The organism is Pectobacterium atrosepticum (assembly GCF_000740965.1).
In the GTDB taxonomy this organism is placed as follows: Bacteria; Pseudomonadota; Gammaproteobacteria; order Enterobacterales; family Enterobacteriaceae; genus Pectobacterium; species Pectobacterium atrosepticum.
The window spans coordinates 4,354,318-4,378,135 of sequence record NZ_CP009125.1; the positions used below are offsets into that span (position 1 = coordinate 4,354,318).

General features: G+C 52.3%; 26 protein-coding genes and 1 rRNA gene. 21 read left to right on the forward strand and 6 right to left on the reverse strand.

Annotation, left to right across the window (positions count from 1 at the left end; all coding sequences use genetic code 11):
* The first annotated feature begins 28 nt into the window (after nt 1–28).
* The 9 genes from GZ59_RS19260 (at nt 29) to GZ59_RS19300 (ending at nt 5,041) form a co-directional block, all read left to right on the forward strand.
* Nucleotides 29–964: a hypothetical protein gene (locus GZ59_RS19260; RefSeq protein ID WP_011095224.1), complete on the forward strand. Its 936-nt coding sequence runs from the start codon at nt 29–31 to the stop codon at nt 962–964.
* 10 nt (nt 965–974) lie between these two features.
* Entirely contained in the window at nt 975–1,313 is a 339-nt protein-coding gene (locus GZ59_RS19265) for a capsid cement protein (protein WP_011095225.1), read from the forward strand.
* 2 nt (nt 1,314–1,315) lie between these two features.
* Entirely contained in the window at nt 1,316–1,762 is a 447-nt protein-coding gene (locus GZ59_RS19270) for a gp436 family protein (RefSeq protein ID WP_011095226.1), read from the forward strand.
* Nucleotides 1,762–2,229 (forward strand): Gp37 family protein, encoded by a 468-nt coding sequence (locus GZ59_RS19275; RefSeq protein WP_011095227.1) that lies wholly within the window; start codon nt 1,762–1,764, stop codon nt 2,227–2,229. The genes GZ59_RS19270 and GZ59_RS19275 overlap by 1 nt, the downstream gene beginning before the upstream one ends.
* A complete protein-coding gene (locus GZ59_RS19280; RefSeq protein ID WP_173361635.1) occupies nt 2,223–2,450 on the forward strand; it encodes a hypothetical protein in 228 nt (75 codons plus the stop codon). The genes GZ59_RS19275 and GZ59_RS19280 overlap by 7 nt, the downstream gene beginning before the upstream one ends.
* Nucleotides 2,440–3,867 carry a phage tail sheath subtilisin-like domain-containing protein gene (locus GZ59_RS19285; RefSeq protein ID WP_011095229.1) on the forward strand — a complete coding sequence of 476 codons (1,428 nt, stop codon included), beginning with the start codon at nt 2,440–2,442 and terminating at the stop codon, nt 3,865–3,867. The genes GZ59_RS19280 and GZ59_RS19285 overlap by 11 nt, the downstream gene beginning before the upstream one ends.
* Nucleotides 3,867–4,391 (forward strand): phage major tail tube protein, encoded by a 525-nt coding sequence (locus GZ59_RS19290; protein ID WP_011095230.1) that lies wholly within the window; start codon nt 3,867–3,869, stop codon nt 4,389–4,391. The genes GZ59_RS19285 and GZ59_RS19290 overlap by 1 nt, the downstream gene beginning before the upstream one ends.
* 6 nt (nt 4,392–4,397) lie before the next feature.
* A complete protein-coding gene (locus GZ59_RS19295) occupies nt 4,398–4,598 on the forward strand; it encodes a hypothetical protein (protein WP_011095231.1) in 201 nt (66 codons plus the stop codon).
* 140 nt (nt 4,599–4,738) lie between these two features.
* Entirely contained in the window at nt 4,739–5,041 is a 303-nt protein-coding gene (locus GZ59_RS19300; RefSeq protein WP_011095232.1) for a phage tail assembly protein, read from the forward strand.
* 74 nt (nt 5,042–5,115) lie between these two features.
* Here the strand turns inward: GZ59_RS19300 and GZ59_RS19305 are convergent, their stop codons facing one another.
* A complete protein-coding gene (locus tag GZ59_RS19305) occupies nt 5,116–5,385 on the reverse strand; it encodes a hypothetical protein (protein ID WP_039293937.1) in 270 nt (89 codons plus the stop codon).
* Between the two features lie 42 nt (nt 5,386–5,427).
* Here GZ59_RS19305 and GZ59_RS19310 point away from each other — a divergent pair, with 42 nt between their 5' ends.
* The 12 genes from GZ59_RS19310 (at nt 5,428) to iclR (ending at nt 16,886) form a co-directional block, all read left to right on the forward strand.
* On the forward strand, nt 5,428–7,899 hold the full coding sequence (locus GZ59_RS19310) for a phage tail tape measure protein (RefSeq protein WP_011095233.1): 2,472 nt from the start codon (nt 5,428–5,430) through the stop codon (nt 7,897–7,899).
* The gene (locus GZ59_RS19315) at nt 7,899–8,783 is read left to right on the forward strand and encodes a phage tail protein (RefSeq protein WP_011095234.1); all 885 of its coding nucleotides are present in this window, start codon (nt 7,899–7,901) and stop codon (nt 8,781–8,783) included. The genes GZ59_RS19310 and GZ59_RS19315 overlap by 1 nt, the downstream gene beginning before the upstream one ends.
* Nucleotides 8,783–8,995, forward strand: a complete 213-nt coding sequence (locus GZ59_RS19320) for a tail protein X (protein WP_103791629.1) — start codon at nt 8,783–8,785, stop codon at nt 8,993–8,995. Before GZ59_RS19315 ends, GZ59_RS19320 begins: the two co-directional genes overlap by 1 nt.
* Nucleotides 8,983–10,128 (forward strand): phage late control D family protein, encoded by a 1,146-nt coding sequence (locus GZ59_RS19325; RefSeq protein ID WP_011095236.1) that lies wholly within the window; start codon nt 8,983–8,985, stop codon nt 10,126–10,128. Before GZ59_RS19320 ends, GZ59_RS19325 begins: the two co-directional genes overlap by 13 nt.
* Nucleotides 10,125–10,718, forward strand: a complete 594-nt coding sequence (locus GZ59_RS19330) for a phage baseplate assembly protein V (protein WP_011095237.1) — start codon at nt 10,125–10,127, stop codon at nt 10,716–10,718. The genes GZ59_RS19325 and GZ59_RS19330 overlap by 4 nt, the downstream gene beginning before the upstream one ends.
* Before the next feature lie 26 nt (nt 10,719–10,744).
* The gene (locus GZ59_RS19335; RefSeq protein WP_011095238.1) at nt 10,745–11,593 is read left to right on the forward strand and encodes an AbiJ-NTD4 domain-containing protein; all 849 of its coding nucleotides are present in this window, start codon (nt 10,745–10,747) and stop codon (nt 11,591–11,593) included.
* Nucleotides 11,594–11,658: 65 nt separating this feature from the next.
* Nucleotides 11,659–12,006, forward strand: a complete 348-nt coding sequence (locus GZ59_RS19340) for a GPW/gp25 family protein (RefSeq protein WP_011095239.1) — start codon at nt 11,659–11,661, stop codon at nt 12,004–12,006.
* Entirely contained in the window at nt 11,997–13,103 is a 1,107-nt protein-coding gene (locus GZ59_RS19345; RefSeq protein WP_011095240.1) for a baseplate assembly protein, read from the forward strand. Before GZ59_RS19340 ends, GZ59_RS19345 begins: the two co-directional genes overlap by 10 nt.
* Nucleotides 13,096–13,671, forward strand: a complete 576-nt coding sequence (locus GZ59_RS19350) for a phage tail protein (RefSeq protein ID WP_011095241.1) — start codon at nt 13,096–13,098, stop codon at nt 13,669–13,671. Before GZ59_RS19345 ends, GZ59_RS19350 begins: the two co-directional genes overlap by 8 nt.
* Nucleotides 13,672–15,234, forward strand: coding sequence for a phage tail protein (locus GZ59_RS19355; RefSeq protein ID WP_011095242.1), 1,563 nt, complete (start codon nt 13,672–13,674; stop codon nt 15,232–15,234).
* Entirely contained in the window at nt 15,234–15,851 is a 618-nt protein-coding gene (locus tag GZ59_RS19360) for a tail fiber assembly protein (RefSeq protein WP_011095243.1), read from the forward strand. The genes GZ59_RS19355 and GZ59_RS19360 overlap by 1 nt, the downstream gene beginning before the upstream one ends.
* Nucleotides 15,852–16,055: 204 nt before the next feature.
* Nucleotides 16,056–16,886, forward strand: a complete 831-nt coding sequence (iclR, locus tag GZ59_RS19365; RefSeq protein ID WP_011095482.1) for a glyoxylate bypass operon transcriptional repressor IclR — start codon at nt 16,056–16,058, stop codon at nt 16,884–16,886.
* A 295-nt stretch (nt 16,887–17,181) separates the two neighbouring features.
* On the opposite strand, the gene aceK is transcribed toward iclR, so the two are convergent.
* The 5 genes from aceK to rrf all read right to left on the reverse strand — a co-directional run bounded on the left by aceK (nt 17,182) and on the right by rrf (nt 23,767).
* Nucleotides 17,182–18,957 carry a bifunctional isocitrate dehydrogenase kinase/phosphatase gene (aceK, locus tag GZ59_RS19370; protein WP_039293944.1) on the reverse strand — a complete coding sequence of 592 codons (1,776 nt, stop codon included), beginning with the start codon at nt 18,955–18,957 and terminating at the stop codon, nt 17,182–17,184.
* Between the two features lie 49 nt (nt 18,958–19,006).
* Complete coding sequence (aceA, locus tag GZ59_RS19375) at nt 19,007–20,314, reverse strand: isocitrate lyase (protein ID WP_011095484.1); 1,308 nt, start codon at nt 20,312–20,314, stop codon at nt 19,007–19,009.
* Nucleotides 20,315–20,345: 31 nt separating this feature from the next.
* Nucleotides 20,346–21,944: a malate synthase A gene (aceB, locus tag GZ59_RS19380; protein WP_011095485.1), complete on the reverse strand. Its 1,599-nt coding sequence runs from the start codon at nt 21,942–21,944 to the stop codon at nt 20,346–20,348.
* A 284-nt stretch (nt 21,945–22,228) separates the two neighbouring features.
* Nucleotides 22,229–23,158, reverse strand: coding sequence for a homoserine O-acetyltransferase MetA (gene metA / locus GZ59_RS19385; protein WP_039293947.1), 930 nt, complete (start codon nt 23,156–23,158; stop codon nt 22,229–22,231).
* A 493-nt stretch (nt 23,159–23,651) separates the two neighbouring features.
* Nucleotides 23,652–23,767, reverse strand: a 5S ribosomal RNA gene (gene rrf / locus GZ59_RS19390).
* Nucleotides 23,768–23,818: the final 51 nt, after the last annotated feature.

Here is a 23,818-nt window from a genome sequence, read left to right on the forward strand (position 1 = left end):
ATCCGTAACCGTAAGAAAAGGAGACATCATGTCTGATTATTTAAGAGGTAAACGCGTCGTTGACCCTGTGCTGACCAGTGTGGCACGGGGTTACAAGAATGCCGCGTTTGTCGGCGAGAGCATCTTCCCCATCGTTCAGGTGGAAAAGGAAGGCATTGTGGTGCCGCTGTTCGGTAAAGGCGCATTCGTTGAATACGACACCGAACGTGCGGTCGGCGCAGAAAGTAACGTGCTGCTGCGTGAGAAGTCCAGTTCGATGGATTTAGTGCTCAATGAGCATGATTTGGCTGCACCAGTGGACTACAGGGAACAAGCTGAATCGCTGTTCAATGAAGAGGCAAAAGCCATTCGTCGTGCGACTAACGGCGTCAACCTGAAGCGAGAACTGTATGCCGCCCGACTGGCGCAAGACCCGAAGGTTTATCTGGCAGCGTCTAAAAAAACACTGGCTGCTGCGGAGCGCTGGGCAAATGGCAAGGGTGAACCCGTCACCGTGATTGAGGCGGGTATCGAAGCTGTTCGTAATGCAACGGGCTTACGCCCGAATCTGCTGACGATGGGTGCCAGCGTCATGTCGGTACTGCGTTATCACCCGGCGATTCAGGCACAAATTGGGGCTAACGAGCGTAAACGGATCACAGCGGAAATCCTGCAAGACATTTTCCAAATCAATAAGGTGCTGATCGGTGAACCGGTGTCTAGCCCGGACGGTAAGAAAGCCCCTATCGATGTCTGGGCTGACAACCTGATGCTGCATTACGTTTCACCGCCGCAGCCAGGTACGGAGAGTGCGGACGAAAACGAACCCTCGTTTGGCTATACGTTTCGGCGTAAAGGGATGCCTGTCTCTGACAAATATCCGGGCGTGGGCGGCAAAGTCTCCTACGCACGTTTCACTGATATCTACAAAGTCGCCGTGGTTGGTGGTGATGCCGGGTATCTCATCACCAATATCCTGAAATAACGGGGGCATTATGGGAGCCACACAACAGGTCATTCTGACCACCACGGTTCTGGCCACTGCTGCCCTGGCACAGCAGCGTTTTGTCGGCGCGGATAACGCCCCGTGTCAGGCGGGTGCTGCCGCATTGGGCGTTGCCGAGGTGGATGGTGCTACGGGTGACGCCGTACCGGTCAATGTGCTGGGTATTGTTGTCGTCGAAGCTGGGGCGGCTGTCGGGCGTGGTATGTCTGTCCAGTCGGACGAGTCCGCCCGCGCCGTTCTACTGACGGACGCGGGCGTATCGAATGGCATCGCACTGGATGCAGCCCTCACCGAAGGCGACGTCATCCGTATCCTGCGCGGGGTGTAACCATGTACTGCACGTTGGCGGATTTACTTGAACAGGTGCCGGAGTCCACGCTGATCCAGTTGACCAATGAAACGGTGGGATTTGATGCGCCACCTCCGGTTAACACCACGGTAGTGGACAGTTGCATTCGCTACGCCGATGAGCTGATCGACGCCCATCTGCGCGGGCGTTACAACTTGCCGCTGACTGAAATCCCCACCGTGCTACGCGACATTGCGGTCACGCTGACCCGCTACCGTTTATATGCCCGTCGCCCGGAAGGGACGATGCCGGATACGGTAAAAGACGACAACAAAGTGGCCACGCGTCAACTGGTGGATATTCGTGATGCGAAGCTGACGCTGGCCTTACCGTCAACCAGTCAGGATGTACCTGAATCCGGCGAGTTTCGGGTACGGGCGCGTCGGCCAACCTTTGGCGGCCACAAGGGCATGCTGGAGAAATACTGATGGATGTTAATCCGGTTATCGAAGCGGTTGTCGCTCGCCTGAAGGAAAAACTGCCTCAGCTACAGATTGAGTATTTCCCGGAAAAGCCTGCTGACTTTCGCCTCAATCATCCTGTTGGCGCGGTACTGGTGAGTTACGCCGGTTCCCGCTTTGGCAAACCGGAAGATATCGGTGCGGTGATGCAGTCCCACACCATTACGCTGAACACCACCGTGGTGTTTCGTCAACTGAATGGACGTCAGGGCGCGGTGGCGGTGCTCGATGTCGTGCGTCTGGTGCTGTGCGGTTACAAACCGCCGAACTGCCGCCGCAAAATTTGGCTGGTTCGTGATGTGTTCCTGGGCAATGTCGGTGGGCTGTGGCAGTACGCGCTGGATTTCTCCACTGAATCCGTCCAGTTGGAAGACACCGATTTACCCGATGGGCCGTTACTGTCCCTGGTCAATTATGAGGAAAGCGAATCATGAAATACCGTTATACCGGGCCATCCAGCGGCGTCACGCTGGCTGACGGCACCGAGGTGCTGTTGTGGCCAGACAGCGTGGTCTCCCTCCCGGAAGAGCACGATTACGTCAAAACGCTGGTTGCGCTGAAGCATTTACACGCCGAGCCGGATGCCACCGCTGTATCCGCTTCTCGCCGTAAAAATGCAGGCGAAGAGAAAGTGGAGGTGAACAGTGGCAGCTAACTATTTACACGGCGTCGAAACCACGGAAGTGGAAAACGGCGCACGCCCGGTGAAAACCGTTAAATCTGCTGTTATCGGCCTCATCGGCACCGCGCCAACGGGGCTGGTCAATACCGTCACGTTGTGCCTGTCGGAGAAAGATGCGGCACAGTTCGGCAGCCAGTACAGCGGTTTCACCATTCCGCAAGCGCTGGATGCTATCTATGACCACGGCGCGGGAACGGTGCTGGTCATCAACGTACTTGACCCAGAAGTGCATAAAACCCACGTCGATAATGTCAGTGTGACGGTGGTAGCCGCGACAGGAAAAGCCCAACTGGCACACCGTGCCATCGCTAATGTGGTGTTACGCCAGTCGCTGGAAACCACACCGTATATTAACGGCACCGACTACCAGCTCGATGCGCAAACCGGTGTGATTACCCGACTTAACAGCAACATCCCGACAGATGACGCGGTGCTGGCCAGCTACGATTACGCTGACCCGACTAAAGTGACGGCGGCGGAGATTATCGGGGCGGTCAATGCGGCGGGGAACCGTACCGGCATGAAGCTGCTGCACGATACCTATAACCAGTTCGGTTTCTTTGCCAAAATCCTCATTGCGCCGGTGTTCTGTACCCAGAACAGCGTCAGCGTGGAGCTGATTGCGCTGGCTGATAAACTGGATGCCATCACCTATATTGATGCACCGATTGGCACCACGTTTGCGCAGGTACTGGCGGGCCGTGGGCCGAGGGGCAGCATCAACTTCAATACCAGCTCTGACCGCGTGCGGCTGTGCTATCCGCATGTCAAAGTCTATGACGCACAGACCAACAGCGAACGGCTGGAGCCGCTGTCACAGCGTGCGGCGGGGTTGCGTGCCAAAGTCGACTTGGAGAGAGGTTTCTGGTGGTCGTCTTCCAATCAGGAACTGCTGGGCATCACCGGCGTGGAGCGTCAGCTCTCGGCGATGATCGACGACCCGAACAGTGAAGTGAACCTGCTGAACGAACAAGGCATTACCACCGTGTTCAACAGCTACGGCTCCGGGCTACGCCTGTGGGGCAATCGCTGTGCGGCGTGGCCAACCGTGACCCATATGCGCAACTTTGAGAACGTGCGACGCACCGGTGATGTGATCAACGAGTCTATCCGCTACTTCAGCCAGCAATACATCGATATGCCGATCACCCAGGCGTTGATCGACGCGCTGACCGAATCGGTTAACGGCTACGGCCGCAAGCTGATTGGTGACGGTGCGTTGCTGGGTTTTAAATGCTGGTACGACCCGGCACGCAATGAAGAAACGGAGCTGGCAGCGGGTCACCTGTTGTTGAGCTACAAATACACGCCGCCACCGCCGTTGGAGCGGTTGACGTTCGAGACGGAGATCACCTCCGAATATCTGGTCACGTTGGAGGGCAATAGCTGATGGCCGGGAAAATTGAAGTAAACCGCATCACCAACGCCAACATCTATCTGGATGGGGTGAACCTGCTGGGGCGTGCTGAAGAGGTGAAACTGCCGGATGTCAGTATGGTGATGCAGGAGCATAAGGCGCTGGGGATGGTGGGTAAGGTCGAGCTACCTGCCGGGTTTGACAAACTGGAGGGCGAGATCAAGTGGAACTCGTTCTACCGGGACGCGATGCTTGGCGCAGCAAACCCGTACAAGACGCTGGCGTTGCAGTGCCGCTCCAGCGTTGAACGTTACAGTTCTCAGGGACGTATTGATGAAATCCCGCTGGTGACGTACATGACCATCATGTTCAAGAAGAACCCGTTGGGTACGTTCAAGCAGCATGAGAACGCCGAGTTCTCCAGCTCCTTTACCTGTTCCTACCTGAAGCAGGTACTGGACGGCGAAGAGCTGCTGGAGCTGGATTATCTGGCCAATATCTTCCGCGTGGGTGGCATTGACCAACTGACGGACTATCGTATGAATATCGGGGGCTAAAATACTATGAGTGAGAAAATCGTATTACGCGCAGATCAGATCAAGGCGTTGGCTAATTTTGCAGAATCGGAAGGCCAGCCAGCGTATACCATCACCCATGGCACCATTCCCGCCTTTGAGGCCAATGATGGCACTTTCGTGCCGGAGTATTGCGGGCTGATTGCCTATTCCGAGTCTGAGCAGCATGGCGTGCTGCAACTAAACTAAGCAACTGCTGTATTTTTCTTATAAAGGAGGGATGGTTTTCTCTCCTTTTTTCGTTAACTGCCATTAATATTGATTCTCCCCGCCCCGCACCATACTGCCCCTGAACGCTAATTCACATTAATGTCATCAGGAGCATCAACATGTCTGAAACCTTTACGTTATCGATCCCGTACTCCACTGCCGCTGGCGTCAAACTGGAATCCCTTTCCCTGCGCCGCTTGCAGGTTAAAGACCTGAAAGCCGTACGCAAAATCAGTGATAAAGCCGAAGACTGGGATGACCTGCTGATTGCGCGTTCCAGCGGACTGCCGCCTGAAGATTTGGACGGGATGGATTTGGCTGACTATCTGGCGCTACAAAAACGATTTCAGCACCTTACAGGGGTGGTTACATCATCCGAAAACGCTGATTCAGGCGCAGGCACTGCTGGCGAGGTGGTTTAGGTTTCAGCCGAGTGAACTGAACGAGCTGGATCTGGATGAGTTTGAAAGCTGGCTGGAAACAGCCAGCGAACAGATTAAACGTGAGAACGGCGATAGCGACTAATCAGGGCACCAACGCCCGCCAATAGCGCGGCCAGTAAATAGACGGCGGGTTGCAGGAGAAACGCGGCAACTGCCATTGCCAGCGATAATAATGCCGCACCGCCGCCAATCATCAGCACCCAGACAAACGGCTCACTGCTGCTGTTAACGGTATAGATAGCCAGTTTTGCCAGCAGATAAAGATACACCCCACCAAATACCGTTATCAGCAGTCCCTTACATACCGTCAGTGCGTTTTCCATATCCGTATCCTTGTTTCGCATCGTTAAAAGGAATCATAAATCGTGGCCACAGAATTTTCCATAGGCGTGATTATTGGCGGGGCCATATCCGGTGCGTTCCGCAGCGCTGTAACGGGAACCCGCCGCACACTTGATGGGATGAGTGAAAGCACCCGCAGGCTGCAAGAACGGCAGGCCGCACTGACGCGGGCGATGGAGCGCTATGGCAATATCGGTTCACGCGCCAGTCAGCGCCTTAATGCAGATCTCCAGCGCGTCGGACGCACTCTAGAGCAGCTACAGCGACAGCAAAACCGTCTCGCTGCAGCATCGGCAACCAGCGATGCGGCACGCGCTAACAGAATGGCGCTCTATGCAAAAGGCGCAGAAACCTATGCGATAGCCAGGACAGTAGCGTCTCCGATTGTGAGTTCGGTAAAACAATATGCCAGCTTTGAATCGGGGCTACGGGATATTGCGGTGACGGGCGATCTGGATAAGACGCAAGAACAGGCGATTGGGACGGCGATTCGACAGGTGGCATTGAAAGTCAACCAGACACAGGAAGCCTTGCTGGGCGGTGTCGGGCAACTGGTTGCCGATGGGATGAACCCAGTGGAAGCGGCAAAATTTGCCGGAATGCTGGGTAAAACCGCCACGGCGACGAAGGGCGATATGACTGAACTGGCAAAAATGACGTATGCCTTCAGTTCAGCGCTGCAAATCACTGACCCCAAAGAAATGGAAGAGGCATTTTCAATCGCAGCGACGGGGGCAAAGCTGGGTTCGTTTGAGTTGAAGGATATGGCAAAAGCGCTACCTGGCCTGGCAAAATCTTTTGCGGCCAAAGGTATTGTTGGTAAAGACGCAATTACTCAGATTGTAGCCAGTCTGGAGGTAGCCAAAGGCTCTGGTTCAGCGGAAGAAGCCGTCACCAATATGACCAACTGGCTGGCAGCAATGAACCGCAGTGACACGATCCAGAAATATGAGAAAGCAGGGATTAACTATAAGGAGTCCATGCAGGATTACGTTGCAAAAGGGTTTTCACAATATGAAGCCTCGCTCATGATTGCCAACCGCTTTATTGATGGCAAGGGTAAAGCGTTTGCCGAACAATGGCAGAAAGCAGGGGCAGTCGGTGATAAGGATACGCAGCAAAAGTTATTTGAGTCATTCGGGATGGCAGAGATTTTTACTGATATTCAGACTGCCCAGCATTTGATTTCAATGCGTCAGGATTGGGGGAAATATCAGTCCAACAAAACGGAAATGAATAGCCCTGAATCCCAACAAACGCTAGATAAAGACGCAGCCAAGCAGAACGATACGTTAGAGGCACGCTGGCGACAAACCCAAATACGCATGAATGAAGCGGCTATCGGCATTGGCGAGTCATTAAAGCCCGCTCTAATTTCACTGGGCGAAACCATCATCCCGCTTATCGATCAGGCTGGGAAATGGATCGCCGCAAATCCTGAAATTGTGAAAGGCGTGGTGATGGCCGCTGCCGGACTGCTGGCCTTTAAAGCGGCGGCTATCGGCACCAAACCGGGCTTAAATCTGCTGCTGTCCCCTGTTGTTGACCTCTGGAAAGGAGCAGCACTACTGCGTTCCAAATGGCTATTGCTCCGGGCATCATTCGGGGACGGTGGTCGCGCACGTCAATGGCTGGGAATGTTTACCCGACTTGGCCGTGGTGCTCTATCGCTGGGACGAATTCTCGGCGGCGGCTTAATACGCGGTATTACGTTAGTGGGCCGTGCCGTGATGATTATGGGCCGCGCATTATTGATGAACCCTATAGGACTATTGGTGACGGGGATCGCCGTCGCAGCCTATTTGGTTTATCGCTACTGGGAGCCTATCAGTAATTGGTTCCGAGCACGCTGGAATGATATTACAACCGCATTTAGCGGTGGCATTGGCGGCGTAACAAAGTTGATTCTGAACTGGTCACCCATCGGTATTTTTTACACCGTATTTTCCGAAGTGATGAAATATTTAGGCATCGATATGCCAAGCAAGTTTACTGACTTTGGCGCAAATATTATCAGCGGTCTGGTGAACGGAATTAGAAATGCCTGGGAAGGTGCAAAAAAGGTCGTCGGTGAATTAGGCGATAATATTAAGGGCTGGTTTGCTGAGAAATTAGGTATTCATTCCCCTAGTCGGGTATTTGCGTCATTCGGCGATAATATATCGCAGGGGGCTGCGATAGGAATTAGCCGCACTACACCGCTGGCCGCAAAAGCCGGGCAGCGGTTAGCCGGTGCGTTGACGCCGGACGTTCCCGATATCCCTGTTCCGTTACTGAATGCTGATGGCTCGGTTCGCCGCGGCTCAGCCAATAGCAGTACACCCAATGGAGCCAGCAACGGTATCCATGTCACGTTCTCACCCAATATCTACCTCAATGGGCAGAAAACGCCAGCCACACCGGAAATTGCCAGCGCATTAAACCTGTCTCTGCACGAGTTGGAGAAGATGATGGAGCGTATTGTGGCGCAACAACAACGACGGGGGTATGCCTGATGTTTGCCGTATTGGGTGATATTGAGTTTGAGTTGATTACCTACTGGGACGGTTTTGAATCGACGTTCGGCGTTGATTATGCCGAACACAGCCGTATTGAGGGGAAGCCAGGACTGCAGTTCGTCGGCGAACAGCTCGATGAGTTCCGCATTAGCCTGGTATTCCACAGCTTGTATTGCATCCCAGATAACGAGCTGTCGCGTTTACGCCGTGCGATGCAGGCGCATCAGGCGCTGGCGCTGGTATTCGGCAATGGCGACTATCGCGGCTGGTTTGTGATTACTGCGGTGACGGCCAGCAGCCAGCAGACCGACTCGTCCGGGAACGTGATGGCCATGACGGCGGAAGTGACGTTGCGCGAGTACATCGGCGACCCGAAAAGCCCGCTCAAACCGCCCGCGATTAATAGCGCCATTCCTGGTACGGGCGTTGTCACCAGTGCCGTCACCAAACCCAGTGGCATGGCGCAATCGGTACGCGATGCTGTGAGTTATGCGAAGAAAGCACAATCGGCCCTCACCACTGCCGCCAGTACGGTACGGGCGGTGCAGAAGATGGCGACCAATCCGACGGTTGCACTAACCCGTATTCCCGGTCTGATGTCACAGATAGGCGGCGTGACTGCGCCACTAATGTCATCTATTCCTGCGCTGAATGCCGTCAAAGATACCTTTCCTGATGCGGTGCGGTTAGCCCGTGATACCAGTCAGGCCGCAACGTTTGTGGCATCGGCGCGACAATCGCTGGCAGGCGTTGACAGCCGCAATCTGGCCGCCGCATTGAATACCGTCTCCGGGCAGTTTGATGCCGCAGGCGTGCTGCTAAAAAATAACTCCACGACACTCAGTAAAATGACATCGACCATTGTGGCGAGGAAAGCATGATGTACATCGAGCATGTGACAAAAATGGGTGACCGCTGGGATTCGTTGTCACAACATTATTATGGCGATCCTATGGGCTATGACCGGATCATCATGGCAAACCCGCATGTGGCCGTTACGCCCTCGCTACCGTCCGGCATCGTTCTCTTGATCCCAATAATTGAACAAGATGAAGTAGAAAACGCCGAGGAGGTCGCACCGTGGCTACGTTAATTCAACAAACAGCGCCGCTGCCTGGCACCTCAGACGTCCTGCAGCCGGTATTTACCCTGTGGTATCTGAAGAAAGATATCACCAGCGATATCGCGCCTTACGTTACCCGCGTCAGCTATAGCGACAATATCAAGTCTGAGTCGGACACCATCGAGGTCGCACTGGATGACACTGACGGTCGCTGGCTGGACAAGTGGTATCCGGGTAAAGGCGATACGTTGACGCTGAAACTCGGTTACAACGGTGAGAAACTGCTGTCTTGTGGGTCATTTTCTATTGATGAGATTGAGGTCAGTGCGCCGCCGTCAACGGTATCCATTCGCGGTGTGGCCACGTCGGTTAACACCGCCCTGCGCACCAAATCCAGCAGGGGGTTTGAGAACACAACACTGGCTGCTATCGCGGGGCGTATCGCCAAAAAGCACAGCCTGAAGCTGGTTGGCGGTATTGAGTCAATAAAGGTCGATCGCGTCACGCAGTATGCGGAAACCGATGTCGGCTTCCTGAAACGGCTGGCCAGCGAGTACGGCTATGCCGTTAAAGTCGTCAGCGACCAGTTGATATTTTCCCATCTGGCCACCTTGCGACAGCTTGATCCCGTTAAGCAGTTATCACCCACCGACGTCGCCCGTTATTCTCTGCGTGACACCATCAACCAGGTCTATAAATCGGCAAAGCTGAAGCACCAGAAAGCCAGCGATAAGAAACTGGTGACGTATCATTCCGATGGGAGTGCGACGACAGCCACAGGAAAAGAAAGCGGCAAAGCCACCAGTGCGGACACACTCAAGGTCACCAGTCGTTCATCGGACAAGGACAGTGCGCAACTCAAAGCCGATGCTGCACTGGATTCACATAACGAATATCAGCAGACCGGTTCACTGACGGTGATGGGAACGCCGCAACTCACTGCCGGCAACAAAATAGAGTTGGTGAAATTTGGCCAGTTATCCGGGCAATGGCTTATCACCAGCGCCCGGCATTCATTTGATCGCAGCAGCGGTTATGTGACCGAACTGGAGGTGGCGCGTGGCGCGGTGACCAATGGCAAGAAAAAGAAGAAAACGCAGACGCTGACAGTTTACAAAGCGGATGGCACGACCTCAACGACCACGACGGAAAAGAAAAAATGAGCGTATCCCGACAGGTAGGCACCGTCAGCGCCGTTGACCCGCAGAACGTCCGCGCCCGCGTTCGTCTGCCTGAGTGCGATAATATGCGCACCAACTGGCTCGATGTGCTGCAACATAATACCCAGAACAATAAGGACTACTGGCTGCCCGACGTCGGTGAGCAGGTTGTCGTGCTGCTGGATGAAAATGGCGAGGACGGCGTTATCTTGGGCGCGGTCTATTCGAGCATCGATAAGCCACCGGTCAATAACCCGGACGCACGCGGCGTTACCTATTCCGACAGCGCCGCGTTTTACTACGACCGTAAGGCGCATACATTAACCATCAACGGTGGTATTGAGCATATCGTGATTAGTTGCGGCGCGGACGTGACGGTGAAAACACAGCGAGCCACCATTGAGGCACCTGAGACGGAAGTCACTGGAAATTTACTGGTTAAAGGAAAACTAACTTATCAGGGCGGCATGGCAGGGTCTGGCGGGGTTGGCTCAGCAGCAACCATTCAGGGCAATGTCAGCATTCAGGGTGATATTGATGCCGATGGTAAGGTCATGGACAAGAGCGGCAACTCAAATCATCATACTCACTGAATCTTGTCTACTTTTCAGGTGAGCATATGCCGTCATTTTCTCAGCGGATGGGAATCCGCCCTATGCAGAAAGTAATTCAGCGTGAGTTGATGGATAATGAGTTACGAACAGGGATTTGGAATGCACTACAAATTTATGTACTTGGTAAATGGAAAGGCAGTATAGCTCGTTTATCTACATTAGATTCGTTATCCGAAGAAATATGGGTTTCTTTCTTAAAAATGCCTGTAGATCGGTATCCAGGTTTTCTCTCTTACGATTCTAATAAGAAAAATGTTTACACTAATTTGCGAGAGATTATTTTTCAAGATGAATGGTATTACGTATATGATTTAGTTGAGTTTATGCTAAATGACCTTCCTGATGATTGGACTCAGGGGTTAATCAGTGCATTAAACATTGTGCTTGAAAGAGAAAATGCAGCTTACCGTATTATAGGAAAAGAATTTGTTGAAATTACTAATAATCAAGAAATCGAGGCTGTTGAAGGCGCAATAGTCAACGGTTCCCAATCAACGAAATTTCATCTTCAGCGGGCATTAGAGCTTCTTTCTGACCGTAAACAGCCTGATTATCGCAACTCAATCAAAGAGTCGATTTCTGCCGTTGAGTCAGCGTGTAACGCTATTTCCGGCGATGAGAAAGGTACGTTAGGCAAAAGCCTTAAACAAATTGACACCTCTATCGGCCTGCACCCCAGCCTGAAAAATGCGTTTTCTAACCTCTATGGCTATACCAGCGACAGTGGCGGCATCCGACATGCGCTAACCGATGAATCAGCGCATCCTTCTTTTGCCGATGCCAAATTTATGCTGGTTGCCTGCTGCGCATTCTGTAATTTTTTATGGACTAAGATGGCTGAAAAGGGTCAATAAACCGCTAAATCTATTTTTCATCCCCTTTAATAACCAACCATCCTGTCGGGGGCGATACTGCCCCCATGAATACTAATTCTGTTTACTGGCAACCGGCCCTGCAACACCCTGGCGAACTCGTCGAGGGGGTTGCCGATATCACACAGGCCATTCACATCATTCTGCGCACGCCACGCGGCAGCGATCCGCATCGTCCCGAATTCGGCAGCAACCTGCATCATTACATTGACTACCCGATTGACCGGGCAATTCCGCACGTCGTGCGGGAGACGGTCGAAGCGATCAAACGCTGGGAACCGCGCTGCAAGCTGCTGGCCGTGAAGCCGTTGATTGATGGCACACATATGACACTGCGCCTGAGTTGGGAAACAACCAGCGGCGTGCTACAGGCTACGGAGGTACTATGGCGGTAACGGCTGAACCGGTCTTCATTGAACGCGATGCGGCAAAGATTGCCGCTGAATTGATTGCAAAATATGAGGCAGACAGCGGTAAGACACTGTATCCCGCCCAGGCGGAACGTCTACTAATTGATTTGATGACCTATCGTGAAATGCTGGTACGCAGTGCGATTCAGGATGCGGCCAAACAGAATCTGGTGCGTTATGCCCGCGCGCCGATGTTGGATTACCTCGGCGAACTGGTGGGAACGTACCGTCTCGCTGCACTGGCCGGACAAACGACGTTGCAGTTTAGCGTCGAAAGCGCATTGTTGACCGATACGCTGATCCCTGCGGGAACCCGCGTCAGCGCATCTGACAGCGTCTTATTTGCAACCGACAGTGATGTGATAATGAAGGCTGGCACACTGAGCGCAACAGTGGCAGCGACCTGTACGCAGGCGGGGTTAATGGGCAACAACTGGCAACCGGCTCAAATCAGCACGTTGGTGGATGAGGTTGACGATATCGACTTCACGGTGAGGAATCTTACCGCCAGCGTCGGTGGTTCTGATGAGGAAACAGATGACCGGCTGCGCGAACGCATCCAGTTAGCCCCTGAGTCCTTCAGCACGGCAGGCTCAAAATTAGCGTACCGCTATCATGCGTTGAGCGCTCACCCCGATATTGTTGACGTTGCGGTAGTCAGAGCCGAGCCTGGCACCGTTCATTTATATCCGCTGTTGTCCACAGGCCTGCCTGATGACAGTGTGCTGGCGCAAGTGATCAGCGTTTGTTCTGATGAAAAAATCCGGCCACTCACGGACACCGTCGCGGCAAAATCCCCGGTTCCGATTGAATACTCACTGCATGCCAGATTGACGCTCAAACGCGATGTGCAGGCATTGCCAGTTAAACAGGCAGCACAACAGGCTGCGTTAGCCTGGACAGAACAACGTCGGGCAACATTGGGGCAGGACATCGTGCCCAGTCAGATTAATGCCGCCTTGTTGCTCGATGGGGTTTACAGCGTTGAGCTGCTGTCCCCTGCGTTGCTGGTTCTTGATGACTGGCAACTCGCTATCTGTACAGACATCGCAATAACCATTACAGGTACGGCTGATGAGTAAAGACCTTCTCCCGCCTTCGCTGGCGTCTGATCTGCGATTTAGTGTGTTGGCATCGTTACTGGATGGGTTCGACGCTCTGCAGGTTGAAGCCGTCATTGTCTATCTGGTCGATATCGTTGACAGCAGCGCACTGGATGCACTTGCTGAGCAATTCTCACTGAAGGAGGACGGTTGGCAACTGGCTGAATCTGAAGATGCCCGCCGCGCAATGATTAAGTCAGCGATAGAGCGGCATCGCTTCAAAGGAACGGAATGGGCTGTGCGTGATGTTATCCGTAGTCTCGGATTTGGCGATGTTGAGTTAATCGAACACATCGGACGCCTCAGTTACAACGGCATCCGCAGTTATAACGGTCACATGGTTTACGGCGATAGCAACAAATGGCCTGTTTATCGGGTCCTGCTGCAACAACCTATTACCAATGATCAGGCGCACATGCTGCGTAACACACTGGAAATGATCGCCCCCGCCCGCTGCCTATTAGCCAGCCTAGAATATCTGGGGGTGCCTATTCGCTACAACGAAACCGCGTCACATGACGGCAGCTACAATTACGGGAGTGCATAAATGGCTAACTTACCTGAACAAAAAACATGGATCGACGGCATCTACCAACTGGAAACATCTGACCCCGTTGTCGGCGGCCCCGGAGGTATTTCAAACCGACAGGCTGAACAGTTGGCCAGCCGCACGACTTATCTGAAGAGTGAGCAGGAAAAAACGGGGAATGATTTGGCCACTCATGTCGGTGCAGTTGATCCTCATACCCAATATGCGCCGAAAGCGAGTCCAGCACTCACCGGAACGCCAACCGCTCCCACTGCTGCTCAAACCGCTAACAGCAATCAAATTGCGACTACGGCATTCGTAAAAGCTGCGATTACTACGTTAATCAATGGTTCACCAGCCGCATTGGATACGCTGCAGGAGTTGGCGAACGCGCTGGGTAATGACCCAGACTTCAGAACCACTGTGCTTAATGCGATTGCTGATGCTAAAGCCGACGCGACCAATAAGCTCAATGCCCATGTGTCAACTCTTGATGCACATACCCAATATGCGCCGAAAGCGAGTCCGTCATTCACCGGAACGCCAACTGCCCCAACTGCAGCAACCGGTTCTAATGATACACAACTGGCCACCACAGCATTTGTAAAGGTGGCTATTGCTGCACTGGTAAACGGTTCACCAGCCGCACTGGATACGCTGCAAGAGCTGGCGTATGCGCTAGGCAATGATCCGAACTTCTCCACAACGATATTGAATGCACTGGCTGGGAAACTGGCAAAAGACCAGAATGGGGCGGATATCTCGAATAAGCCGCTATTTTTATCCAATATTAATGCAGTGAGTACGGACACGTTTCAGGTCATTACGGGGAAAAAACTGTTCTCAGCAGATAGCGACACGCTCACAATAAAACCCGCGGCTGATGGACAGCGTGCATATATACAATTTAACAACGCTGCAAGCACCGAAGCTATTGCATTCGTCGGTTTGCGGTACGGTGCGAGTGAGCAGGGGCTGACGCTGGAGCATCGATCCGGGGCATCAATACGTATTGATAACGGCGAAATTAATTTTTATGGCATTCCCAGCGCCGCAACAGCCCCAGCGGGTACAAAAACGACACAGCTTGCATCAACGGCGTTTGTACAAAACGAACTTGCTGCAACAACAGGTATACCGCAGCCATGGCCGCGTGCGACCGCTCCGACAGGCTGGCTTAAATGCAATGGACAGTTGTTTGATACATCCGCGTTCCCGCGTCTGGCCGCAGCATATCCAACTGGTGCTTTACCCGACTTGCGCGGTGAGTTTATGCGGGGTTGGGATGACGGGCGCGGCGTCGATTCTGGTCGTGCTCTGCTTAGCGCTCAAAGTGACGCTATCAGGAATATTGTCGGTGAAATATGGACTAGCGCAGCAAACCAGCAATTTCTGGGTGAGGCATTGTCGTCGAGTGGTGTATTTGAGTTGTTATATGAATTCGCGGTCGGTGCGATTCCAGATGCCCCCGGGACTTCATGCCCGACTAGCATGAGATTTGATGCGTCGCGAACAGTCCCAACAGCTAACGAAAACCGTCCCCGCAATATTGCATTTAACTACATCGTGAGAGCAGCATAATGAGCAACTATTCAACACAAATTAAAAACGCAGAACTGAATGAGCGTGGGTTAGCCATCAACACGGGCTGGATTACGGTTTATCACGTGAACCCGGCTACGCGGGAGTATCAAAGCGCCAGCTATGAATATGTTATGCAAGGTGTTGGCATTCCTGCCGACAGCTATGCCGACGAACCGCAATTGCCGCCTGTGGGCCAAGCCTTGCGCCGTTCCGCTGATGGCAGATCGTGGGAGCAAGTGCCGGATTACCGCGGCCAGACTGTTTACAGCACCGAGACGCGTCAATCTCAGGTAGTTACGCAGTTCGGCGAATTACCTGGCAATTTCACATTGCTGAAACCCGCAGCTACATTCGATGTGTGGAACGGTAAAGCGTGGGCGCTAGATAAAGATGCGCAGGCTGCCGCCGTGCTCAAAGCAGCACAGCAGGAACTGGCTGCACGCAAGGCCGCTGCAACGACACGCATCAATGAACTGACCTATGCCGTTAATCTTGATATTGCGACGGATGACGAGAAAGCAGCGTTGGTTGAGTGGCAGAAATACGTGGTATTGCTGAGCCGTGTTGATGTTAACGCTGCTGATGTCGTCCGGCCGCCAGTACCGAGTTCATAATGGGAAATTTGTAATTTTTTTACGATATGTGAAATAGTTAAAGCGATGCATTTATCGCGCAGGATGTGCCGCATTTATCGCGCGGCGCATCAGCATGAGACTTTTTCAGGTAATTTGCCGATAAAAAACACAGAGAAAGAAGAGTTGCATTCTGTGGTAAAAAAACGAAAATCAATTCCATTACCATAAAAAGGAATCGACGCTATGACGCCACCAGAGCCAGCCAAACGCGGGAAGAAACCTAGAGCCAGTACGGGCACCACCGTGCAGCCAACCGGGCAGGTTCAGTCGCTGACCCGTGGCCTGACGCTGCTTGAATATATCGCCAAGGCAAACGGCAGCGTGGCGCTAACCGATCTAGCTCAGCAGGCCGGTCTACCGAATTCCACGACCCACCGACTGCTTACCACCATGCAGCAACAGGGCTTTGTCCGTCAGGTGGGCGATCTGGGGCTGTGGACGATCGCATCGCATGCGTTTATCGTCGGTAGTAGCTTTCTGCAAAGCCGCAACCTGTTGGCGATTGTGCATCCGATACTACGCAAATTAATGGAAGACTCGGGCGAGACGGTCAATCTGGCCGTTCTCGATCAAACGGATAGTCAGGCGATCATCATCGATCAGGTGCAATGTACGGCGCTAATGCGTATGTCTGCACCGATCGGCGGTAAGTTGCCGATGCATGCTTCCGGTGCTGGGAAAGCGTTTCTAGCGCATTTACCTGATGCTCAGGTCACGCAGTTGCTGCACAAGAAAGGGCTGCATGGCTACACGCCACACACGTTCAGTTCGCCACAAGCGCTGAAGGAAAATCTCTCGCTGATTCGCAAGCAGGGGTATTCGTTCGATGACGAAGAGCACGCGCTGGGGCTACGCTGCATCGCGGCCTGTATTCTGGATGAACACCACGAAGCCTTCGCCGCCATCTCCATCTCTGGCCCGGTATCGCGCATCACGGACGACCGCGTCACAGAACTCGGCGCACTGGTGATCAAGGCAGCGAAGCAGGTCATGCAGGAATACAGCGGGCTATAAACAAGGTGTATTCCTCGTCAGGCCTTTTAGGCGCATGTCTATGCAGACTGTGGGAAGGTTTCGTGCGCAATAATACCGTTATTTTCATGCTACCTCGTAGCACGCGCCCGACACAGGGCGCTCAATCGCCGCCGCCCTGTGTACCCAGGCTTTCGGTGGGAATTATGCCGCTACGCGGTTCCATCGGTGTTCGTGACCGCTAGTCGAGCCGCCAGTGACGCGTTCCAGACGCGGCACTGGCTTTCGCGACGTCCTGTCGCTCACTCGGCGGTCAAGCCCACCGCTGCATAATTTTTCACGCCGGATAACGGCAAAGACCAGAATCATTCTCAGTAGTGATATATAGCGGCTCAGCACGTTGACTAAAACGCTTCCTACGCCGGTAGGCGTAAACATCTTCGATATGACCTTCCCTGATGCGTTGCTGTAATGCCCGCCAGTAGTCCGCACAAAACAGATCGCCATGCATTTCCTCAAACAGCGTGCGAATGTGGCGGTCGCTGCACAGGAAATGCGGAAATTCTTCGGGAAACACATCATTCGGCGCGACGCTGTACCACGGCTCTGCGGCCAGTTCGTCCTCCGGGTAACGCGGCGGCGGAATCTTGCGGAAATTCACCTCGGTCATGTAGCAGATCTCATCGTAATCATAAAATACGACTCGCCCATGACGCGTGACGCCAAAATTCTTAAACAACATATCACCGGGGAAAATATTCGCCGCCGCCAGCTGTTTGATGGCATTGCCATACTCTTCGATCACATCGTGCAACTGCTGTGCGTTTGCCTGTTCCAGATAGAGGTTAAGCGGCGTCATCCGGCGTTCCATATACAAATGTCGAATCACCAGTTGATCTCCCAAATCCTCTAGTTTTTCCGGCACCTCCCGCCAGAGTTCATCCAATAACTCCGGGCTGATGCGGTGCTTATCGATGACGAAGTTTTCATATTCCTGCGTGTCCGCCATACGCCCGACGCGATCGTGCTCTTTAACTAGTTGATAGCACGCTATTACTCGCTCCGCACTCACCTCTTTCTGCGGCGCAAAACGATCTTTGATGACCTTAAATACGCGATCGAACGAAGGCAGTGTAAACACCAGCATCACCATACCTTTCACCCCAGGAGCGATAATGAACTGCTCTTCTGACTCGGCAATGTAATGCAGATATTCGCGGTAATACTCGGTTTTACTGTGCTTCTGGCAGCCAATAGCCAGATAAAGCTCCGCCGTTGTCTTCCCCGGTAGAATGTCACGTAGCCAGGCCACCAGCGCGGATGGCTGCGGGGCATATACCATGAAGTAAGAACGGGCGAAACCAAACACCATGCTGGCGTCTGCCTGAGCGGTCAGGCAAGTATCAATAAATAGCGCACCACGTTCGTTGTGGTGAATCGGCAGCAGAAATGGAAAAACACCGTCAGGCAGCGACAGTTTCCCCACCAGCCAAGCCGCTTTGTTACGGTAAAAGAGCTCATTCGCTACCTGTAACGTCGCCTGATCAAGCTGCTCAGCAGAGAAGGTACTCTGTAAATACGTAACGATGTAATCAATATCACGCGGCAAATCTTCCCACGGTAAACGGAGCGGCACATCACCCAGCAATTTTTCCAACATACGCTGCCAGCCGTCAGTTGGCACAAACGTCTTGGCAATCGGCCGGGGAATTTCATGAAAGCGCTTTTCTGGCTGAGAACTGAAAACAAACAGTTTATCGGGAGCGAGTTCCCGATGATTAAACAGCCGACAATAGACGGAATTGAAAAAGCTCTCCGCAATCTCGAAACGCGGATAGTCCGGCAATAAGCCGGTGTAGATATGCTTCATCCGCGCCAAAAAATCCGCATCATCACAGCGGATGCCGGTAATACAGCGCAACTGTGCGACAACCAGACCAACATGGTGATCGTATAAGTGAATACGTTGTTTCATTGCCTGTTGCACAGCGGGCCAGTCAGCCTGTTCAAAACGCTGCTGTGCGCCCGCGGTGACTTCGAGAAAACGACCATATTGCGCATCAAATCCTTGCAGGATCGTCTGCGCCACCAGCTTTTCAAGGTCACGCGTCATCATGATCTCCAGATGAAACCCGGCCAGCCGAAAACTAGCCGGGTTAGGATCAGAACTGCTGTTCTTCCGTCGATCCCGTCAGCGCCGTCACTGAAGACTGGCCTCCCTGAATGATGTTCGTCACTTTATCGAAGTAGCCAGTACCGACCTCCTGCTGATGCGATGAGAAGGTATAACCGTCTTTAATCGCTTCAAATTCAGGCTGCTGCACTTTTTCTACGTAGTGCCTCATCCCCTCGCCCTGTGCATAGGCATGCGCCAGATCAAACATGTTGAACCACATGCTGTGGATGCCAGCCAGCGTAATAAACTGATACTTGTAGCCCATCGCCGACAGCTCATCCTGAAAACGCGCAATCGTGCTGTCATCCAGATTCTTCTTCCAGTTAAAGGAAGGTGAACAGTTGTACGCCAGCAGCTTACCGGGGAACTTAGCGTGGATGGCCTCAGCAAAACGACGCGCCAACGATAAATCCGGCGTTGAGGTTTCGCACCACACCAGGTCCGCATAAGGCGCATAGGCCAGACCACGGCTGATTGCCTGCTCGATCCCAGCGCGCGTACGATAGAAACCTTCCACCGTGCGTTCTCCAGTGATGAAATCACGGTCATATTCATCGCAGTCGGAGGTCATTAAATCCGCCGCATCCGCATCGGTTCGCGCAACCACTAAGGTGGGCACGCCCATTACGTCCGCCGCCAGACGTGCTGCGACCAGCTTCTGAACGGCTTCCTGAGTGGGAACCAGCACTTTGCCGCCCATGTGCCCACATTTCTTCGCCGATGCCAATTGATCCTCAAAGTGAACCGCCGCGGCGCCCGCTTCAATCATTGATTTCATGAGCTCGAACGCATTAAGCACGCCGCCAAATCCAGCCTCCGCATCCGCAACAATCGGCAGGAAGTAGTCGGTATGGCGTTTATCACCCGGCTCAATGTGGTTCGCCCACTGAATCTGATCGGCACGCCGAAAGGTGTTATTAATGCGTTCGATCACCGCAGGCACGGAATTCGCTGGGTAGAGCGACTGGTCGGGATACATGCTGGACGCCAGATTGGCATCCGCCGCCACCTGCCAACCGGAAAGGTAAATCGCCTCAATACCGGCTTTCGCCTGCTGTAAGGCTTGCCCACCCGTCAGTGCGCCCAGACAGTTAACATAACCTTTGCGGGCTTCACCATGCAGCAGGCTCCATAATCTCGCCGCGCCGAGCTGCGCGAGCGTGCATTCCGGGTTCACCGATCCACGTAGATTAATCACATCTTCTGCGCTGTAGGGGCGCGTAATACCTTCCCAGCGCGCGGTTTTCCACTCTTTTTCGATATGCTGGACTTGTTGGGTACGAGAGGTCGTCATAGCAGAGGTTCCTTTTTATTATTAGTCAGGATTAATCAAGCAATGCGTAGCCGGGTAACGTCAGGAAGTCGATCAGTTCATCTTGCGTGGTGATTTGTTCCATCAGCCGAGCGGCTTCATCGAAGCGCCCTCCGCTAAAACGGGCATCACCTAATTCCTCCTGAATCACAAACATCTCTTCGGCCAACATCTGGCGGAACAGCGCTTTGGTGATCACACGACCATCGCTCAACGTCTTGCCGTGACGAATCCACTGCCAGATAGAGGTTCGGGAAATTTCTGCCGTCGCAGCGTCTTCCATCAACCCATAAATCGGGACGCAGCCATTACCAGATATCCACGCTTCGATGTACTGCACGGCAACGCGGATATTCGCACGCATACCGACTTCCGTGCGCTCTCCCGGACAGGGTTCCAGTAATTCCTCAGCACGGATAAACGCATCGTGTTCACGGCTGATATCAAGCTGATTTTTGCGCTCACCCAACGCCCGATCGAACACCTCCATCACGGCATCTGCCAGCCCCGGATGAGCGACCCAAGTGCCATCGTGACCATTATTCGCTTCCAACTCCTTGTCTTTACAAACCTTATCCAATACCCAATTATTACGTTCAGCATCCTTACTCGGAATGAACGCCGCCATCCCGCCCATGGCAAACGCGCCACGGCGATGGCAGGTTTTGATCAACAGCCGCGAGTAAGCACTAAGGAAAGGTTTTTCCATCGTTACCGACTGACGATCGGGCAGAACGCGATCGCTGTGGTTCTTTAATGTTTTGATATAACTGAAAATATAATCCCAGCGCCCGCAGTTTAACCCAACAATATGATCGCGTAAGTGATAGAGGATTTCGTCCATCTGGAAAACAGCAGGCAGCGTTTCAATCAACACCGTTGCTTTGATCGTTCCACGCGGAAGGTCAAAGCGATCTTCTGTATAGCAGAAGACATCGTTCCACCAAGCTGCTTCCTGCCATGACTGAGTCTTTGGCAAATAGAAATAAGGGCCGCTACCTTTCTTCAGCAGTTCCTGATAGTTGTGGAAAAAATACAGCGCGAAATCAAACAAGCTGCCGGGAATGGCTTCCCCCTGCCAGGACACGTGTTTTTCAGGTAAATGCAACCCGCGCACGCGGCAAACCAATACAGCAGGATTGGGTTTCAGCTGGTAGATTTTTCCTGTTTCGTTGATATAGGAAATCGTACCGCGTACGGCATCACGTAAATTGATTTGTCCATCAATCACCTTTTCCCATCCCGGTGACAGTGAATCCTCAAAGTCCGCCATGAAAACCTTCACATTGGCATTCAATGCGTTGATCACCATCTTGCGCTCAACTGGGCCGGTAATTTCAACACGGCGATCCTGAAGGTCATCGGGAATGCCGCGTATCGTCCATGCTTTATCTCGAATGGAAGCCGTTTCTGAAATAAAATCAGGCAACTTACCCTGATCGATATTGCGCTGCTGTACTTGTCGTTCAGCAAGTAATTGATTACGTGCGGGAGTGAAATGCGTGACTAATTCCGTTAGGTAATCAATCGCCTCCTCCGTAAGAATGTGCTTCTCACCTTCGCCAAAACGCTGACTAAACGCCAACTCTCCGTTTATCGTCTGCTGCATCATTCGTGGTTCCTTTTCAAGATTCCGCTTCATTCATCAACAACCGCCAGATCGGCAAACCAGTATGTATATTTCTTAGCCGACAGGATTAAGCGTAATACAAGAAAAAACAAAATCAAAAACAATTTCCATTTTAAAAAAATTATCAACATAACCACATAATAAAAATGAAGATTAAAATTAAAAAATAAGAGAAATAACTTTCACCAACTAACAGAAATGGAATCATTCAGCACAAAAAAAAGGCACCCTTAAAGGTGCCTCAGAGAAAAGGATTAAGATGAGAGTTAGTCCAGCGTAGGATTCATTTTGCGCAAATCGTAAGGCGTAATCTGATAAACATAGTAATTCAGCCAGTTAACAAAAAGCAGATGCCCATGGCTACGCCAGCTCGCTTTCGGTTCCAGTTCAGGATTGTCATCCGGGAAATAGTTAACCGGAACGGTCGGATCCAACCCAGCATCACAATCACGGAAAAACTCTCCTGCCAGCGTCAGAACGTCATATTCGGGATGCCCAGTAACGAACGCCAGACGTTTATCTTTACTGGCAAACAGGTAAGCACCGGCCTGCTCCGACGCAACCAGAATATCCAAATCCGTATGCTGCCGAATCACATCAGCCGGAAAATCTGCATAGCGAGAATGTGGAGCCAGGAACGTTTCATCAAAGCCGCGGGTCAGCAAAGCATGGGGTTGTAACGTTTGATGCAAGTAAACACCGGACAGCTTTTCCTTCCGAGTCATCTTGGGAATACCGTAGAGGATATTGAGAGCAGCCTGTACAGCCCAACACACGAATAATGTGGATGTAACATGCTCTTTTGCCCATTCGATAACACGCGCGATCTGCGGCCAATAAACAACATCACAGAAATCGACTAACCCCAGCGGGGCGCCAGTAACAATCAAGCCATCAAAGTTTTCGTCCTGGATATCGTCGAAATTACAGTAGAAATTATTCAAATGCTCGGTTGGTGTATTCTTTGATTCACGGCTGTCGATACGTAGCAGTTGGATATCGATCTGTAGGGGAGAATTGGACAACAGACGCAGAAACTGGTTTTCAGTCTCAATCTTCTTAGGCATCAGGTTCAGAACCAGCACTTTAAGTGGGCGAATTTCCTGCGTTTTAGCGCGCGAGGATGTCATAACAAAGACGTTCTCATTACGCAGAAAATTAACGGCTGGTAACTCATCAGGAACCCGAATTGGCATAACCTTATATCCTCAAAGCATACGTTTAAACGTTTAGACATCCAGATGCCTGAAGATAGCGAATTTTCGTACTAATGTCGAGTGCTCAACACATAAGGTGAAAATGTTTCACGAGACACGGATCCGCATCATCTGCAAAATACGTTTAAGTACGTCAGAATCACTCAGGGGAACAGCGCTAGAAATAACAATAAGCCTGGATTTACGACAGTTCATAGCTGTTATTTCCTGAAGTATCCGCTACATCACAGGAGCCCCACTTCATTCATTTCCAGAGCGTGGATAGTCAGCAACCAAGATTCTGTTATTGCTAAATGCACTCTGTGTAGTGGCTTCACGCAGTGTGGCAAAGCTACCTATTGTGATTTTATTTTTACGGATTTGGATATAGGGATTCATAATTCATCTTCCTAACAGTTCCATTTTCCTCCCCCCCAAATGCCCCACAGCAAAAAGCCCCCGTCTTTCGACAGGGGCTTTCCACATGTTTGATGCCTGGCAGTTCCCTACTCTCACATGGGGAGACCCCACACTACCATCGGCGCTACGGCGTTTCACTTCTGAGTTCGGCATGGGGTCAGGTGGGACCACCGCGCTATCGCCGCCAGGCAAATTCTGTTTCATTCCAACCGTTACACTTCACTTTTCTTGTGTCGTATA